15 protein-coding genes are annotated in these 16,240 nt (G+C 57.6%); 3 read left to right on the top strand and 12 right to left on the bottom strand.

Translation table 11 applies throughout. The features are described from left to right. Window positions 1-6: 6 nt before the first annotated feature. Genes AZE99_RS05630 through hisI form a run of 4 tightly spaced genes read right to left on the bottom strand, consistent with a single transcriptional unit; the run spans window position 7 to window position 3,232 of the window. Window positions 7-1,809, bottom strand: a complete 1,803-nt coding sequence (locus tag AZE99_RS05630) for an acyl-CoA dehydrogenase C-terminal domain-containing protein (protein ID WP_067198770.1) — start codon at window positions 1,807-1,809, stop codon at window positions 7-9. 55 nt (window positions 1,810-1,864) lie between these two features. Further along, entirely contained in the window at window positions 1,865-2,302 is a 438-nt protein-coding gene (locus AZE99_RS05625) for a MerR family transcriptional regulator (RefSeq protein ID WP_067198768.1), read from the bottom strand. A 37-nt stretch (window positions 2,303-2,339) separates the two neighbouring features. Further along, window positions 2,340-2,861 (bottom strand): hypothetical protein, encoded by a 522-nt coding sequence (locus tag AZE99_RS05620; RefSeq protein ID WP_067198766.1) that lies wholly within the window; start codon window positions 2,859-2,861, stop codon window positions 2,340-2,342. Then, window positions 2,861-3,232: a phosphoribosyl-AMP cyclohydrolase gene (hisI, locus tag AZE99_RS05615; RefSeq protein WP_067198764.1), complete on the bottom strand. Its 372-nt coding sequence runs from the start codon at window positions 3,230-3,232 to the stop codon at window positions 2,861-2,863. The genes AZE99_RS05620 and hisI overlap by 1 nt, the downstream gene beginning before the upstream one ends. A 177-nt stretch (window positions 3,233-3,409) precedes the next feature. Here hisI and purF point away from each other — a divergent pair, with 177 nt between their 5' ends. Both purF and AZE99_RS05605 read left to right on the top strand, forming a co-directional pair. Next, a complete protein-coding gene (purF, locus tag AZE99_RS05610) occupies window positions 3,410-4,933 on the top strand; it encodes an amidophosphoribosyltransferase (RefSeq protein ID WP_082788257.1) in 1,524 nt (507 codons plus the stop codon). A 2-nt stretch (window positions 4,934-4,935) separates the two neighbouring features. After that, the gene (locus AZE99_RS05605) at window positions 4,936-5,637 is read left to right on the top strand and encodes an SDR family NAD(P)-dependent oxidoreductase (protein ID WP_067198762.1); all 702 of its coding nucleotides are present in this window, start codon (window positions 4,936-4,938) and stop codon (window positions 5,635-5,637) included. Between the two features lie 6 nt (window positions 5,638-5,643). Here the strand turns inward: AZE99_RS05605 and AZE99_RS05600 are convergent, their stop codons facing one another. The 8 genes from AZE99_RS05600 to AZE99_RS05565 all read right to left on the bottom strand — a co-directional run bounded on the left by AZE99_RS05600 (window position 5,644) and on the right by AZE99_RS05565 (window position 14,908). Beyond that, entirely contained in the window at window positions 5,644-6,852 is a 1,209-nt protein-coding gene (locus AZE99_RS05600; protein WP_067198760.1) for a serine hydrolase domain-containing protein, read from the bottom strand. Window positions 6,853-6,873: 21 nt separating this feature from the next. Beyond that, the gene (locus AZE99_RS05595; RefSeq protein WP_067198758.1) at window positions 6,874-8,121 is read right to left on the bottom strand and encodes an SAM-dependent methyltransferase; all 1,248 of its coding nucleotides are present in this window, start codon (window positions 8,119-8,121) and stop codon (window positions 6,874-6,876) included. A gap of 55 nt (window positions 8,122-8,176) precedes the next feature. Beyond that, entirely contained in the window at window positions 8,177-8,959 is a 783-nt protein-coding gene (locus tag AZE99_RS05590; protein WP_067198757.1) for an SDR family oxidoreductase, read from the bottom strand. Window positions 8,960-9,119: 160 nt separating this feature from the next. After that, window positions 9,120-10,514 (bottom strand): cryptochrome/photolyase family protein, encoded by a 1,395-nt coding sequence (locus tag AZE99_RS05585; protein WP_067198755.1) that lies wholly within the window; start codon window positions 10,512-10,514, stop codon window positions 9,120-9,122. Window positions 10,515-10,528: 14 nt separating this feature from the next. Further along, on the bottom strand, window positions 10,529-11,509 hold the full coding sequence (locus tag AZE99_RS05580) for a metal-dependent hydrolase (protein WP_067198753.1): 981 nt from the start codon (window positions 11,507-11,509) through the stop codon (window positions 10,529-10,531). 46 nt (window positions 11,510-11,555) lie between these two features. Next, window positions 11,556-11,945 carry a GxxExxY protein gene (locus tag AZE99_RS05575; protein WP_067198751.1) on the bottom strand — a complete coding sequence of 130 codons (390 nt, stop codon included), beginning with the start codon at window positions 11,943-11,945 and terminating at the stop codon, window positions 11,556-11,558. Window positions 11,946-11,990: 45 nt separating this feature from the next. After that, complete coding sequence (locus AZE99_RS05570) at window positions 11,991-13,022, bottom strand: 2-oxoacid:ferredoxin oxidoreductase subunit beta (protein ID WP_067198749.1); 1,032 nt, start codon at window positions 13,020-13,022, stop codon at window positions 11,991-11,993. Beyond that, window positions 13,019-14,908, bottom strand: a complete 1,890-nt coding sequence (locus tag AZE99_RS05565; RefSeq protein WP_067198747.1) for a 2-oxoacid:acceptor oxidoreductase subunit alpha — start codon at window positions 14,906-14,908, stop codon at window positions 13,019-13,021. Before AZE99_RS05565 ends, AZE99_RS05570 begins: the two co-directional genes overlap by 4 nt. A gap of 181 nt (window positions 14,909-15,089) precedes the next feature. Here AZE99_RS05565 and AZE99_RS05560 point away from each other — a divergent pair, with 181 nt between their 5' ends. After that, window positions 15,090-16,040 carry an alpha/beta hydrolase gene (locus AZE99_RS05560; RefSeq protein ID WP_067198745.1) on the top strand — a complete coding sequence of 317 codons (951 nt, stop codon included), beginning with the start codon at window positions 15,090-15,092 and terminating at the stop codon, window positions 16,038-16,040. Window positions 16,041-16,240: the final 200 nt, after the last annotated feature.

Genomic DNA, 16,240 nt, shown 5'->3' with positions numbered 1-16,240 from the left:
GAAAGCTCAGGCAACCGCGAACATTTCCGGATCCAGCGCCATGATCGAGTCGGCACCACCTTCAATCTTGCGGCGCAGCGATCCGGTATCCGGCAGGAACCGTTCGGCAAAATATTGCGCCGTCACCAGCTTGGCCTCGTAATATTTCGGATTGTCCGTACCCGCGTCCAGAGCAGCTTGCGCCGCCTTGCTCATCCGCAACCACATCAGTCCGAGCGATACAATGCCCATCAGATGCATATAATGATAGGCGCCGGCGCCAGCGTTGTTCGGATTGGCCATGCCATGCTGCATGAACCACATCGTCGCTTTCTGCAGTTCGCCATTGGCTTTTTCGAGCGCCTCGGCAAATCCGGAGAGCTTGTCGTGACTTTTTGCTTCCGCAATTTCCTCGGCCACGACTTTGAAGAAGGCCTGCACCGCGCGGCCGCCATTCTGGCCGAGCTTGCGGCCGACGAGATCCATCGCCTGAACACCGTTGGTGCCCTCGTAAATCATGGCAATTCGCGCATCGCGCACGAACTGTTCCATGCCCCATTCCTTGATATAGCCATGGCCACCATAAACCTGCTGCGACTCGGTGGCGATCTGATAGCCCATATAGGTGCCATAGCCCTTGACCACGGGAGTCAGCAGGCTGACCAGATCATTGGCCGACTGCCGTTCTTCCTCGGTTTCCGCCTTGTCCGCCAGATCAACCTGCAACGCGCCCCAGAGAACCAGTGCACGCATTGACTCGGTAAACGCCTTGCCGTCCATCAACATCCGGCGAACGTCGGGATGGACGAACAATGTGTCGGCCTTTTCTTCCGGATCCTGCGCTCCGGTCAGTGCCCTGCCCTGACGCCGGTCACCGGCATAGACCACCGCATTCTGATAGGCGATTTCGCCCTGCGCCAGTCCCTGCAGACCGACGCCAAGCCGCGCTGCGTTCATCATGATGAACATCGCGCGCAGGCCCTTATTCTCTTCGCCAACCATATAGCCGGTCGCACCGTCATAGTTCATCACGCAGGTCGCATTGCCGTGAATGCCCATTTTTTCCTCGATCGAACCACAGCTCACGCCGTTGCGCGCGCCCAGCGAGCCATCCTCGTTGACAAGGAATTTCGGCACGATGAACAGCGAGATGCCTTTCGAGCTATCGGGAGCACCCGGCGTTTTCGCCAGAACCAGATGGATGATATTTTCCGCCATGTCATGCTCGCCGGCAGAGATGAAAATCTTCTGGCCGGTGATGGCATAGCTGCCGCCGGGCATTGGTTCGGCCTTGGTACGAATGAGACCCAGATCGGTACCGCAATGCGCTTCGGTCAGATTCATCGTCCCGGTCCATTTGCCGGAAATCATCTGGGTGGCGTAGACCTGCTTCTGCTCTTCGCTACCCTCGGTGAGGATCGAGGCAATCGCGCCCTGGGTCAGGCCGGTATACATTTCCAGCGCCTGATTGGCCGAGACCATGAATTCCATGACCGCATTGCCAATCACGCGCGGCAATCCCTGGCCGCCAAATTCTTCCGGGGAGGACAATGTCGTCCAGCCGCCCTCGGTCAGTTGCTGATAGGCTTCCCTGAAGCCCTTTGGCGTCGTAACAGAGCCATCAGCGTGACGGGTGCAGCCTTCTTCGTCGCCCGACTGGTTGAGCGGATGCAGCACTTCGGTCGAAAATTTCCCGGCCTCGGTGAGAATCGCATCGACCATTTCCGGCGTTGCATTTTCAAATCCCGGAATCCTGGTATATTTTTCAAGATTGAGAACTTCGTTGAGAATGAAACGAACTTCGCCGATCGGTGCGGTGTAACTGGGCATGATTATTTACTTTCTACTCAAATTGGGGGTACCGGTCATTACCGGCATCTATCCTCTATTGATGCTGTGCTTTGGTGTCCGCCATGGCGTCCTGCACAGTCTTTATAAAACCGGTCAATTCCTTGATCGAGCTGTCGATGTCGGCGCGCTGTTTCTTCAGCGTATCAACTTTTTCCTGACATTTTTCGACCGTAACCTGCATCTGCGTCTGCCGACCGTCGCCTAGATCATAGAGGTCGATCATGTCGCGAATTTCGGTCAGGCTGAACCCGACATTTTTTGCCCGCATGATCCAGGCAAGCCGCGCCCGGTCGCGCTTGGTATATATCCGGGACAGCCCCTTGCGGTCCGGAGCTATCAGCCCCTCGTCCTCGTAGAAGCGCAGCGCGCGGGCGGTAACGCCAAATTCTTCCGACAGGTCGGATATCGTATAGGTCTCCCTATTCTTCAGATCCGGCGTATCAAGTTCGGCATGGTTTGGCGGCTTCGACATAAGCACCGCATAGCTTACGCTAACGTAAACGTCAATGCTATCCGCCGGGGCACAGATTCTCGAAATTCCGGCCACCGGTCGATCGGGCAACCGCATCGCCCTCGCCGATCCTGTAAAAGCTGACCCCTTCGAAACCAGCGCGCCGGCTGCAATAGCTCGCGCAGCCGTCCGGCAAATCGCCAGGCAATTTCAGTTCAACACCGTCGAAACGGGCTGTGAAGCTGCATTTTTTTTCACTGTTGAGAGTGATTCGGACATTTTCTCCATCGCGTTCGGCTTCGCCCAGCCCTTCGCACTGGGTGGCTGGCCCGAACACCGCGATCATTCCGATCTGATAGCCCTTTTCATCATTGCCAACCGCACAAAAACTGTCGGTCCCCAAATCGCTGCGTCGCTCATAAGCGCCGGAAAGCGTGACATTCCGAACATCGGGAATCACACCGGCATCAATCGCGGCTTGTTCCAGCGGAGAAATTTCGGCCACGGCTTTCTCGGCATCCGATTGACCTTGGTCACAGCCTGCCAGCAACAGGGCCAAGAGCAGCGCAGCGATGCGCATCAAGTTACCGGCTCCAGCTTTCCGTCCACGATTTTTCGATAGAAACAGCTTCTCTCGCCAGTGTGACAGGCGGGGCCTGCCGGCACCGCCTTGATCCACAGCGCATCCTGATCGCAATCGATCCGCATCTCGGTCACCGACAATATATTGCCGGAGGTCTCGCCCTTTTTCCAGAGACACTGGCGACTGCGGGAATAGAAATGCGCGATGCCGCTATCCTGTGTCAGCTGCAACGCCTCGGCATTCATATGCGCCAGCATCAGCAGTTCGCCGGACGAATCATCACTGACCACCGCCGTGATCAAACCCTTCGAATCATATTTGGGCTGCAGCAGATTTCCGGTTTCGCGATCATGTTCACTTTTTGTCATGGCAGTGGATTAAGACCCGATCCGGTCCCGCGCAACGGCTAATGGCGCAATTGATCCAGCAGATGCCAGCCGGTTCGCGCAATATTATGATTTTATGACATTGGGGGCAGACAAACCCCCCTTTCAAACCTATATGGCAGGCATCCCCCGCCCGACCACTTACAAGCCAGGTGAGATATGCTGACAACCCACCCGTTTGATGACGACAAGCTGCGGGAAGAGTGTGGCGTTTTTGGGATCGCCGGCATTGACGACGCAGCCGCCATGGTTGCGCTCGGTCTGCACGCTCTCCAGCATCGCGGTCAGGAAGCCGCCGGCATTACCTGCCGCAATGGCAAGGAATTTTACAGCCACCGCGCGCTTGGCCCGGTAGCTGGCAATTTCGACAGCGAAGAAGTGATCAATCGACTGCGCGGTGATTCGGCCTGCGGCCATGTCCGCTACTCGACCACCGGCGCCGGCACTTTGCGCAATGTCCAGCCGCTCGAAGCCGATCTCGCGTCCGGCGGCTTTGCCATCGCCCATAATGGCAATATTTCCAATGCGCTGGCACTGCGCGACGAGCTGGTTCGCCATGGCTCGATCTTCCAGTCGACCAGCGATACCGAAGTCATCATCCATCTGGTCGCGACATCCAAATATCGCACCTTGCTCGACAAGTTCATCGACGCGCTGAAACAGGTCGAAGGCGCCTATTCGCTGATCTGCATGACCGCCGAAGGCATGATTGCCTGCCGCGATCCGCTCGGCATCCGTCCGCTGGTCATGGGCCGGATTGGCGAAGCCTATGTCTTTGCCTCCGAAACCGTCGCGCTCGATCTGGTCGGTGCGGAATATGTCCGCAGCGTCGAACCGGGTGAACTGATCGTCATTTCCAACGGTGAACTGCGCTCCCATCGCCCCTTTCCCAACAATCAGGCCCGTCCCTGCATTTTCGAACATGTCTATTTCTCGCGGCCCGATTCGATCGTTGACGGCAACTCGGTTTACAGCGTGCGCAAGGGTATTGGCGCGCAACTGGCGATCGAGAGCCCGGTTGTGGCAGATTATGTCATCCCGGTTCCCGACAGCGGCACCCCCGCTGCACTCGGATTTTCCGAAGAATCAGGAATCCCCTTTGAGCTCGGCATCATTCGCTCGCATTATGTCGGCCGGACCTTCATCCAGCCCGGTGACGGTGTCCGGCATCTCGGCGTCAAGCTGAAGCACAATGCCAATCGCCCGCTGGTCAACGGCAAGAAAATCGTACTGGTCGACGACTCGATCGTGCGCGGCACCACCAGCCTGAAAATCGTCCAGATGATGCGCGAAGCCGGCGCGGCGGAAGTCCATATGCGGATCGCCAGCCCGCCGACCATGCACAGCTGCTTCTATGGCGTGAACACGCCGAAACGGGAAAAACTGCTCGCGGCCCGCAAGTCGATCGAGGAAATGCGCGAATTCATCCAGGCCGACAGCCTTGCTTTCGTCTCCATCGACGGCCTCTACCGCGCTGCCGGCGAGGAAACCCGTCACGACATCCAGCCGCAATATTGCGATGCCTGTTTTACCGGCGCCTATCCGACCGTCCTCACCGACCGTGATGGCGAAGAAGAACCCGACCAGCTCAGCATGCTCAACGAGCGGTCGGATTCATCAGGAACGGCGCGGGAACATGAACCGTCGGGCGACCTGCCACGTCTCAAGCAAACGGCGAACTGACTATGAAGTTTGAAGGTCAACTGGCGCTCGTTACGGGTGCGAGCCGCGGTATCGGCGCAGCAACCGCTTTGGCACTGGCCAAAGAAGGCGCGCATGTCGTGATCACCGCACGCAACGCCGATGGTCTCGAAAAAATCGAAGAACAGATTCACGCGGCCGGTGGCAATGCGACCATTGCACCGCTCGACCTGACCGACGGCGACAGTATCGGCCGTCTGGCGACGGCGATTTCCGAACGCTGGGAGGGGCTCGATATTTTGGTTCTCAACGCCGCCATGCTCGGCTCGCTGGGACCGGTTCCGACTATCGACGGCAAGGAATTCAACAAGATCCTCACCCTCAATCTGATCGCCCAGCAAGCCTTGATCGCCGGATTTGATTCGATGCTCCGCAAAAGCGCCAACGCAAGACTGGTCGGAATTACGAGCAGTGTTGGCAGAAAGCCGCGGGCATTTTGGGGCGCTTATGGTGCATCAAAAGCAGCTTTTGAGACACTTGTGCTCAGCTATGGTGAAGAAATGCGCAATTTGGGTCAGATTCGTACAGCAATTGTCGACCCCGGCCGGACCCGCACCGAAATGCGCGCCCGGGCCTATCCCGGTGAAGATCCGGAAAGCGTTAAACTGCCTTCTGTGGTTGCAGACCGGCTGGTCGAGATATTGGCCAGCGATTTCGAAACCGGTGAACGGTTCGAAATCGGCTAGCCGCTATCACTTGGCCGGTGCTGCTTCGCTGTCGAGATAGGCCTGCACCGCGCGATAAAAGGCATCACGCCCCGCTTTTTTGTCATCCGGCGTTGCTCTCGGCCAATTACCATTGCCGGCAATCACCAGCTTGCGCTTGGGATCAATGAAAATTCCCTGACCGAAAATACCCTGCGCGGCGAAACTGCCATCATCATAGGTCCACCATTGATAGCCGTAGCCGCGGCCGTCCATGCCGATATCAGCCTGTTTCGTGCCAGCCTTTTCATACCAGCCATCCGGGACAACGGCGGTGTCACCAACCTTGCCACCATTCATCGCGAACTGCCCGAAAAGCGCAAAATCCCGCGTGGTAGCGGAGATACAGCAACCACCAATCTCCTTGCCGCCATCGTTCAATATCCAGACCGCATCCTGGGCCATGCCATATGGCTCCCACACTTTCTCGGAGAGATATTCGGAGAGCGACTTGCCGGTCGCCTTGGCCACCAGCACGCCAATCAAATTGGTCTCGCCGGTATTATATTGCCAGCGGGTGCCGGGCTCGGCTTCGTTGACCAGTGTCTTCATATAGAGGATGACCGGATCGACGCCGTCTTTCGATTTTGTCGTGTTGAAGCGCGCAACATCGCTATCCTTGTCCTCATAATCCTCGTTCCATTTGACGCCCGAGGTCATGGTCAGCAACTGCTCGACCGTCACGCCGTCATAGCCACTGCCCTTCAGTTCCGGGATATAGCTGGTCAGCGGATCGTCGAGCGACTTGATATAGCCATCCTTGATCGCAGCCCCGACCAGCGTCGACACCAGAGACTTGGCGACCGAGAAGCTGGTCCAGCGATCATCCTTGGTAAAATCCAGGCGATATTCTTCGAGCCGGACCTTGCCGTCCTGCAACACAACCAGTCCGGCCAGCCGCTGGTCGGCCATATAGTCGTCGACAGAAATATCGCTGCCATCAGCCGCCGGCAAGGAGGCAGGCAGCGGTTTTCCTGCCGGAAGCTCACGAATAGTATCACCCGCTTCGATCGTCCGCGTGGTCGTCAGCACCTCCATCTGGCGGAACGCATTGTCGCGTTGATCCTGGGTCCAGAACAGCACGTTCTCGTCAGTCGGCAAGCCAGCGACATCCGCCGCGACTTTCTGGACCTGCTCGCAGGCCGTCAGGCTGATGCAGGCAACGCCCAGCATCGCCATTTTTCCGATAAATCTCATTATTCCGCTCTCCCATATTCATTATATTTTTATCAGCGTAACTTGCGCGACATTGATGCCGCCACCGCGAAACCCGCCTTCGCAATAGGTCAGATAATAGCGCCACAAGCGGACGAATTTCTCGTCAAACCCGGCTGGCAGCGCACCGCGCTCAACCGCTTCGTCAAACCGCTCGCGCCAGATTTTCAGGGTCCGTGCATAGTCGAGACCGAAATTCTTCTGGTCGGTCCATTGCAGGCCGCGTTTTTCAGCCAGCGCCCGGAAACGGCTCTCCGAGAGCAGCATGCCACCGGGGAAAATATAGGTCTGGATGAAGTCGGCGCTGCTGGCATATTGTTCGTAAATATCATCGGCGATGGTGATATATTGCAGCGCCGCCCGGCCACCTGGCTTCAGGTTGCGCGAGACGCAGTCGAGGAAATCGGGCCAATATTGCTGCCCCACCGCTTCGACCATTTCGACGCTGGCAATGGCATCATACTGGCCCTCGACATCGCGATAATCCTGAATCAGAAACTGCGCTTCGGGATGGTGGTCCCGCGCCCATGCGGTCTGTTCGTCGGACAGCGAAATGCCGGTCACGTCGAGGCCATGGTCGCGCGCCAGACTGCCAGAAAGCGCGCCCCAGCCGCAGCCGATTTCCAGCACGCTGTCACCCGATCTGGTCGACAGCCGCTTTGCGATCGCCTCGATCTTGTTGTGCTGCGCCTGCTCCAGACTGACCGATTCGTTGTCAAAAATGGCGCTGGAATAGCTCATGCTCTCGTCCAGCCACAGCCGGTAGAAATCATTGCCCAGATCATAATGATATTGGATATTCTGCCGCGCGCGCCGTTTGTCATTGTCGCGTTTCTGGTGCCGTCGACTGACCACCCAGTTGAAAAAGCCGGAGGCCCGACCGGTGTTTTTCAACCCTTCGCGATTGCGGGTGAACAGGTCGAACACGGTCACCAGATCGGAGCTTTCCCACTCACCCAGCTCCCACGCGCGATACCAGCCAACCGAACCGCTGTTGATCAGCCTTAACAGAGCGTTCCAGCTGTGCAGCCTGATCTCTGCCATCGGCCCTTCCCCGCGTCCGCCCAATATCCTGGTCGTGCCATCGGGCAGCTTGCCCTCAAATGTGCCATGATCCATTCCGGCATCAATCCGGTCGAGAATATGATGAAAGCCGGGCGCAAAAAGACGCGCGAAAAAGCCGCCGCCGGTGGCGAACCGTTTGCGCGCCTGAAGCAGATGTTGCCCGCGCCTGGGAGTGTCGACGTTCATGCACGCAAATATGGACCAGCGCTAAGCGCTTGGCAACGTAGAACTATCCGTTAATTCACGAACCCGGTGCGGCGGCAGAGCCAGCGAGAATACCCCCATCGATATTGAGTTCCGACCCGGTGATATAGGTCGCTTCGTCCGACGCCAGCAACACCGCTATCGCCGCCACTTCGCTGTCCTTGCCGAACCGCTGCAGCGGCGTATCGCGAACCAGCGCCTTTTCCGAGGCCTCCCGCGCGTCACCTTCACCCAGCATCGGCTCCCACATCGGGCTCATGATCGCGGCGGGATGGATCGAATTGCAGCGGATTTGCCAGGCCTGCTGCGCGCAATAGAGCGCGACCGATTTGCTGTGGTTGCGGATCGCGGCCTTGGACGAGGCATAAGCGGCTGCGCCCGGTATGCCGACCAGACCGGAGCGCGACGAGATATTGATGATCGATCCCGTACCCTTGTCCTTCATCGCCCTGATAGCATAGCGACAGCCAAGGAAGGTCCCGTCGAGATTGATCCGGTGCACCGCCCGCCAGTCTTCCAGCGAGGCATTTTCCGGATCATGCGGGCCAATGCCCTTTTCAAAACCGGTTACGCCCGCGTTATTGACAACGACATCGGCAGCCGGGTGCAAATCGGCGAGCCGTTCCCAGTCCGCTTCTTTCTCCACGTCCAGCACCAACGTGTCGCAGCGCAGTTCTTCGCTAGCAGCCATCAATGTCTCGGGATCGCAGTCGGTGAGTAAAACCGTCGCCCCTTCGTCGACAAAGGCCTTGGCAATAGCCTTGCCGATGCCGCGGGCGGCACCGGTGATGACGCAAAATTTTCCTGATAATCTGTGCATGAGAGATCCTGAATAATAGGTGTCAAAATATCCAGCCCTAAGGACTGAAGGAGTTTAATTTTGATATTGCCTGACGGCGACCTACTTGTTCATCGACCTGATATCCTTTGATCTGCGCACCATTAATATCGGCTTGTCGCACGCATTTCAATGCCCGGGTTCACTTCACCTCGGCATAAGCGGCCAGCGCGCGAGCCCGTGCTTCTTTATGTCCAATGATCTTTGCCGGATAATCCGCGGGCTTGCAGCCGTGGTCTTCCGGATCGTGGATATAGGGATCGTCAATATCCGCCAGTTCCGGCACCCACTGCCGGATATAGTCCCCCGCATCGAATTTCTCCGACTGGGTCAGCGGCGCCATGATCCGAACGAACATATTGCTGTCGACACCGGTGCCCGACACCCATTGCCAGTTGACGCTGTTGGACGCGTAATCGGCGTCGACCAGAGTGTCCCAGAACCATTGCTCGCCCTCGCGCCAGTCGATCAGCAGATGCTTGATCAGGAAACTCGCCGCGATCATCCGCACCCGGTTGTGCATCCAGCCGGTCGCCCAGAGTTCGCGCATCCCGGCATCAACAATCGGATAGCCGGTCTTGCCCTTGCACCAGGCTTTGAAGTCCGCCTTTACGTCGGCATCGCCCATATCCCGCCACGGCAGGGCCCGCATTTTCTCGCGATAGCTCTCGCCGCCATATTGCGGGAACTGGTCGATGACATTTTGCGCATAGTCGCGCCAGACCAGCTCCTTGAGATAGGTCTCGACCTTGCTCCCCTGTCCCGCCAGCCGGTTCCAGACCGTCGCCGGACTGATCTCGCCGAAATGCAAATGCGGCGACAGGCGGGATACAAGTTCTTCCGAAGGCAGATTGCGACCTTCGTCATATTCCGCGGCCTTGTCGGCAAATTCTTCGAGATTGTCTTCCGCGCCAGCGCTCCCCGGCTGCCAGTGGTCGCCAAGATCTGCGGCCCAGTCCGGTTTGGTCGGCAACAGGCCCCAGTCGTCCAGAACATCACTGCCCGGCCAACGGTCCGGTGTATCGAGGGCTTCAGGTGCCGAAGCAGACTCTCCCGGCGGCATATGCTGGCGCAGTGCCTTCCAGAACGGCGTGTAGATTTTATAGGGCGTGCCAGAACCGGTGGTCACCGTACCCGGCGGCAGCAGATAATTGCCGTCATGCAGGACCAGACGCGCCTCATCGCCCAGTGTTTTTTCCAACATCCGTTCCGCATTGCGCCACCACGGCTCATAATGATGCAGCCCATGCACTTCATCCGCTCCGGTCGATTTGACAATTTCGGCCAAATGCTCTGAAGCCGGCCCTTCCCGCAGGATCAGCCGCGAGCCCAGATCCTGTAAACATGCTTCCAATTCTTCCAATGATCGGTGCAACCACCAGCGCGAAGCTCCGCCCATGATGCGGTGTTTCGGCGTTTCATCGTCGAGAATATAGACCGGAATGACGGGGCAACCGGATGCAGCAGCAGCGGCCACAGCGGCTTGATCGGAAAGGCGCAGGTCGCGGCGGAACCAGATGATCTTGGGTTTGCTCATATTCCTCCCATCACTCAGGGAGCCGGTCGTGCCAACCTGTCTTTTCGGACATTCACCCGAACCGAGAAGCGGTCCCCGACCAGCGGATCCATGAAGCGCTGGTCTCGCACGGTTACGCGCGCGCCAACCGCCTTTACAATCGGCATTCTTGACCAGAACAGGAAAGCCGCAGCGTCATCGCTGGCTCTCGCGATTTGCGGAACCAGAAATCGCCCATAATCCGGGATTCTCTGTTTTTCATTGAGGACCAAACCACCAAAAAGATCATAAGCTCCTGACCCGTAAGCGGATTCGTTCCGCCACAAAATTTCCCGCTTCCAGAATAGGAGCGGAAGCGGATTGGCGACAACCGTGTCCCGTGAATCATCGGGCGCAACCGCTGAAGCTTTACTGTCGAGAACTGTCTTGGCCTCGGCTTCGGCCTGCCCGGTAATCAGCCCATTGGCAAAAATATAGGCACAGACCGCAGCAAAGCTGGTCCAGGCCGGTCGCTGCCAATTTCTCAAACCCTTCTTCTCCCGCCGCCGCGACACCCACAAGCCGGCGATCAACGCCGCCCAGATCCAGATATCGATGATGAAGATGCTGTCGCCATAAAACCACTGCGAAGAAAAGGGCTCGAGCAGGCGGATGCCATAGCTGTTCAGCCAGTCCAGCGCCGGATGGCTCAGACAGCCGATATAGGCCAGCGCCAACAGCCAGCCCTTGTGGATCGGCAACCGGTCCGCCGGCCGCTTTCCTCGCTTGGTCTGCCAGCGATCAAACCAGATCATGATCCCGGTCAGCAACAGCGGCAGAACCAGCATAGCGATCGGGCCGTGCGTGATCCCCCGCCGGAGCGCCAGATGCTGCACCCCGCCGAGCAAGGTCGCCACCGCGTCGATATCCGGAATATTGGCGGCGATGATCAGCGTCGCCATGCCGAGACCGGTTTTTTTCTTGAGCCCCATCTGGCCGAGAACGGCACCGGCGAGGCTGTGGGTTAGATTATCCAAATTTTATCTCGCACAAAGCCACGAAGGCACAAAGAACTGGCATTGCCTAGCCTCGGAAATAGTTATTTGCCAGACGTTTGACGCCTTCTTTGAAAGTGGCTGCGCCAAAATTCATCAGGAAACCCAATGGCAAATCCATCAGTCGCAAATAGGTTAATAGTTGCTTTGCATGAACAGGCGAGTGCCGTTCGGTAGACTTCAACTCTATCAGCAGTCGCCTTTCGACGATGAGGTCCGCGCGAAAGGCCTCGTCCAAAACACGGCCCTTGAACGTAATAGGAATGATCTTCTGTCTTTCGACAGAATGCCCCTTGTCCTTCAGGCTTTCGAAAAGCAAAACTTCATAGACGGATTCGAGCAGTCCCGGCCCAATATCCCTGTGCAAGTGAAACCCGCAATCCACGGAGATTCTGGCGATTTCTTCAAGACCTTGCACAGTCTCATCTTAGTGCCTTCGTGTCTTCGTGCGAGCCAAAAATCTTTACAGTTCCGGCCCACCCTCTGCCACCGTCCAGGTCTGCCCCTTGCTCAACAAAGCCTGCAAATCCGGCGCCTTGCCAGCCGCTGCCGCTTCATTCTGCGCGACTACAGCCGCCTCAAACGTCGGCCGCGGATCATCATAGAGCACGCCCAAGGCCATCGGGAATTCGCCAAACTGCATTTCGATCAGCATATGCGCCACCGAACGGTTGGTGACATCATGGACGATCACGTCAGCCGCCTGCCAGTCACCATCGACCACATCGACAACTTCCAGCTGCAATGTTTTGCGATTGAGCGTTATACCCTTGGTGCCCTTGGAAAACAGCATTGGTTCGCCGTTCATCAGATGCAGCTGGGTGTCGGCGGCGGTTTTCTTCGCCGCAAATTCCTCGAACACATCCTTGTTATAGACGATGCAATTCTGGAAAATCTCGATGAACGACGTGCCTTTGTGGGCATGGGCCGCCTTGAGAACGTCGGGCAGGCCCTTGTGGATATCGATACCCCGCGCAACGAACCGCGCTCCGGCACCCAGAGCAAAGGCACAGGGCGAAGCAGGCCGGTCGACCGACCCATATGGCGTCGAGGGGCTTTGCGTGCCCTGCCGGCTGGTCGGCGAATATTGGCCCTTGGTCAGGCCGTAAATCTCGTTGTTGAACAGCATCACCTGGCAATCGAGATTGCGACGCAGCAAATGCATCGTGTGATTGCCGCCGATCGACAGCGCGTCGCCGTCACCGGTGATGATCCACACGTCCAGCTCCGGATTGGCCAGCTTCACGCCGGTCGCCACCGCGGGCGCACGACCATGGATCGTATGGAAACCGTAGGTCTCCATATAATAAGGAAAGCGCGAGGAGCAGCCGATACCGCTGACAAAGACCGTTTTGGACGGATCGGCACCCAGATCGGGCATGGTCCGCTGTACGGCCTTCAAAATGGCGTAATCGCCGCAACCGGGGCACCAGCGTACTTCCTGATCCGTTTCCCAGTCTTTGAGCGTCGTCGTGATTTTTGTCATCTCGTTCATGACAGATTCTCCTCAATCGCCGCTTCAATTTCGGCAATGGTAAAGGGCTGGCCGGAAACCTTGTTCACCGGTTTCGCATCGACCAGATATTGATCGCGCAACACGGTTTTCAGCTGCCCGGTATTCATTTCCGGAACGATGATCCTGTCATAGCTTTTCAACAGGTCACCGAGATTTTTCGGCATCGGCCAGATATTCCGGATGTGGATATGGGCCACATCCTTGCCCGCTTCGACAGCCCGGCGCACCGCCTGATGGATCGGCCCGAAGGTCGAACCCCAGCCGACAACCGCCAGCTTGCCGCTGCTATTGCCGAGCGCGACGTCCTGATCGGGAATGCTGTCGGCAACGCCGAGCACCTTGTCGCGGCGGATTTCAGTCATTTTCTGATGGTTGGCCGCACCATAATCGATATGTCCGGTATCAATGCCCTTTTCGATGCCGCCAATACGGTGCATCAATCCCGGCGTACCCGGCTTGATCCAGGGCCGCGCCAGCTTCTCGTCGCGGGCATAAGGTTTCAAGCCATCTACCGGCATCGTTTCCTGGAAACTGGTCGGAAATGGCTCGAGTCCGGCAACATCCGGAATCTTCCAGGGCTCTGCCGCATTGGCAATATAACCGTCGGTCAGAAGCATCACGGGCGTCATATATTGCACCGCAATCCGCACCGCCTCGATCGCGCATTCAAACGCATCGCTCGGCGAGCGCGCGGCAATGACCGGCATCGGCGCATCGCCGTTGCGGCCGTAGACAGCCTGATAGAGATCCGATTGCTCGGTCTTGGTCGGAAGACCGGTCGAAGGGCCGCCGCGCTGTGAATTGACAATCACCAAGGGAAGCTCGGTCATGATCGCCAGCCCCATCGCCTCGCCTTTCAGCGCAATACCAGGGCCAGATGAGGACGTGATACCGAGTTTCCCGGCATAGCTCGCGCCGATGGCCGCCGATATCGCCGCAATCTCGTCTTCCGCCTGGAAGGTCGTCACGCCGAATTCCTTCAGCCGCGACAAATGGTGCAGGATCGCCGAGGCTGGCGTGATCGGATAGCCGCCGAAGAACATCGGCAGGCCAGCCAGCTGCGCACCGGCGACCAGACCGAGCGACAGCGCTTCTGCGCCGGTCACTGTCCTATATTTACCCGGTGCCGAGGGAGCAGCGCCGACCGTCCGCGAGGTCAGATGGCCGTTGCCAAGACCGTCACCCGACAGTTCCGCCGTCTCGCCATAGGCATGGCCAGCGTTGAGCGCCGCGATATTGGCTTCCGCGACATCCGGCAATTTCGCAAACTTGCCCTTCAGCCAGTCGACAATCGGCTGGCGGTCGCGTTCGAACATCCACAGCGCGAGGCCCAGCGTCCACATATTCTTGCAGCGCAGCGCTTCCTTGTTGCCCAGCCCGAATGGCTTCACCGCTTCGAGTGTCAGCGCGGAAATATCCAGCTTGAGCAACTGCCATTTCGCCAGCGACCCGTCTTCCAGCGGATTATTCTCATATTTCGCTTTGTCGAGATTCCGTTTTCCGAACTCGCCAGCGTCAGCGATGATCAGACCGCCTGCGCGCAGGGCATCGACGTTGGTCTTCAGAGCCGCCGGGTTCATGGCGATCAGCACATCCGGCTGGTCGCCAGCGGTTTCGATCGCGCGACTGCCGAAATTGATCTGGAAAGCGGACACACCGAACAAGGTGCCCTGCGGTGCCCGGATTTCAGCAGGGAAGTCGGGGAAGGTCGCAAGATCACTACCAGCCAGCGCCGTCGACAGAGTGAACTGCCCTCCGGTCAGCTGCATCCCGTCGCCGCTATCTCCGGCGAAACGAACGACAACATTTTCTGCGCCGTCGCTATTGGGACTATTCGGTTCTTCCTGCTTCAATGCGGTGGCCATAATGGGTTTTCCGTGCCTTTATAATTATTACGCAGCCGGCTGTAGAGCAGCTATGCGCCCCGCTTCAAACCACAAAAACTAATAGGGATAAAGCATTTGTTTGGGCGGCGCGTCCCGATTAGCGCTTGCCTAGTGAACATGGCCTGATCTAATCGACCAGTTAAACGCTAGGAGATGATCGATGACTGACGCTTATGTACGGCCTGATGTGCAGATGATTTTGACTATGCTCGCGCAATCGGACCAGCCGCTCATGTCTGAGGTCGAGCCTCCAGTGGCGCGCGAAATGTACAATATGATGAGTGCCATGCTGGAAGCAGACGCTGTCGATCTGGCACGGATTGAAGATTTCTCCTGTCCCGGTCCGGCCGGTGATTTGACGCTCCGTCTATATGATGGTCAGGCCGAACGGAGCGGGGAAACGCCCGTCATCATATTCTATCATGGCGGCGGCTTCGTGATCGGCGACCTCGAATCGCATCATAGTTTCTGCACCTATATTGCGCGCGAAATGGATATTCCGGTTATCGCCGTTGACTATCGGCTGGCGCCGGAAGCACCCTTCCCGGCTGCCCCGCATGACAGTCTGGCCGCGACGCGCTGGGTTGCCGACAATCAGGCCGAGCTCAAACTCAAGATCAGCGGCATGATCCCCTGCGGTGATAGCGCGGGTGGAAATCTCGCCTTGGTGGTCGGACAAGTGCTGGCAACCGATCCTGCTTCCGTTCCGATCGTCGCGCAATTCCCCATCTACCCGGCGACCCGCATGGATGCAGAGGGTGGATCGATGGACGAATTCGCTGAAGGCTTTCTGCTTACCAAGGAAAGCATGGACTATTTCAACAGCAATTATGCGGCCAAGGATGATGACATTCACGTCTCCCCATATCTGGGCGATCTCGCGAAATCACCGCCAACGGTACTGGTCACTGCAGGCCTCGATCCTCTGCGCGACCAGGGTCGCGATTATGCCGCCGATTTGATCCGTCACGGCGTGAATACAAATTTCATCGAAATGTCCGGCAATGTGCATGGCTTCATCAATATCCGCAAAGCGGTGCCTTCGGCGCAGCAGGATGTCGACAAGATGATTGCAGCCTGGAAGACTTTGCTCGCTTCTCTGGACTCTTAGTGCAGGATTCTGGTCATAATTTTCTAGAATTTTGACCCGCCTTCTCATAATGCCACCGGCAGAGACCCAAGTCTCAATTTAGGATTAAGAGTCGCTAGGCGCGGCACTGAGAAATGCGCTATAATCAAAGTCGAGCCCCTCAGCTTTTCGCAAGGCAGGGATTCGTCCGAATAGCGCCAGACATCTCGTGCGGCCGAAAG

The sequence above is a fragment of the Sphingorhabdus sp. M41 genome, from assembly GCF_001586275.1.
In the GTDB taxonomy this organism is placed as follows: Bacteria; Pseudomonadota; Alphaproteobacteria; order Sphingomonadales; family Sphingomonadaceae; genus Parasphingorhabdus.
This window is presented reverse-complemented; position numbering and strand designations above follow the sequence as displayed.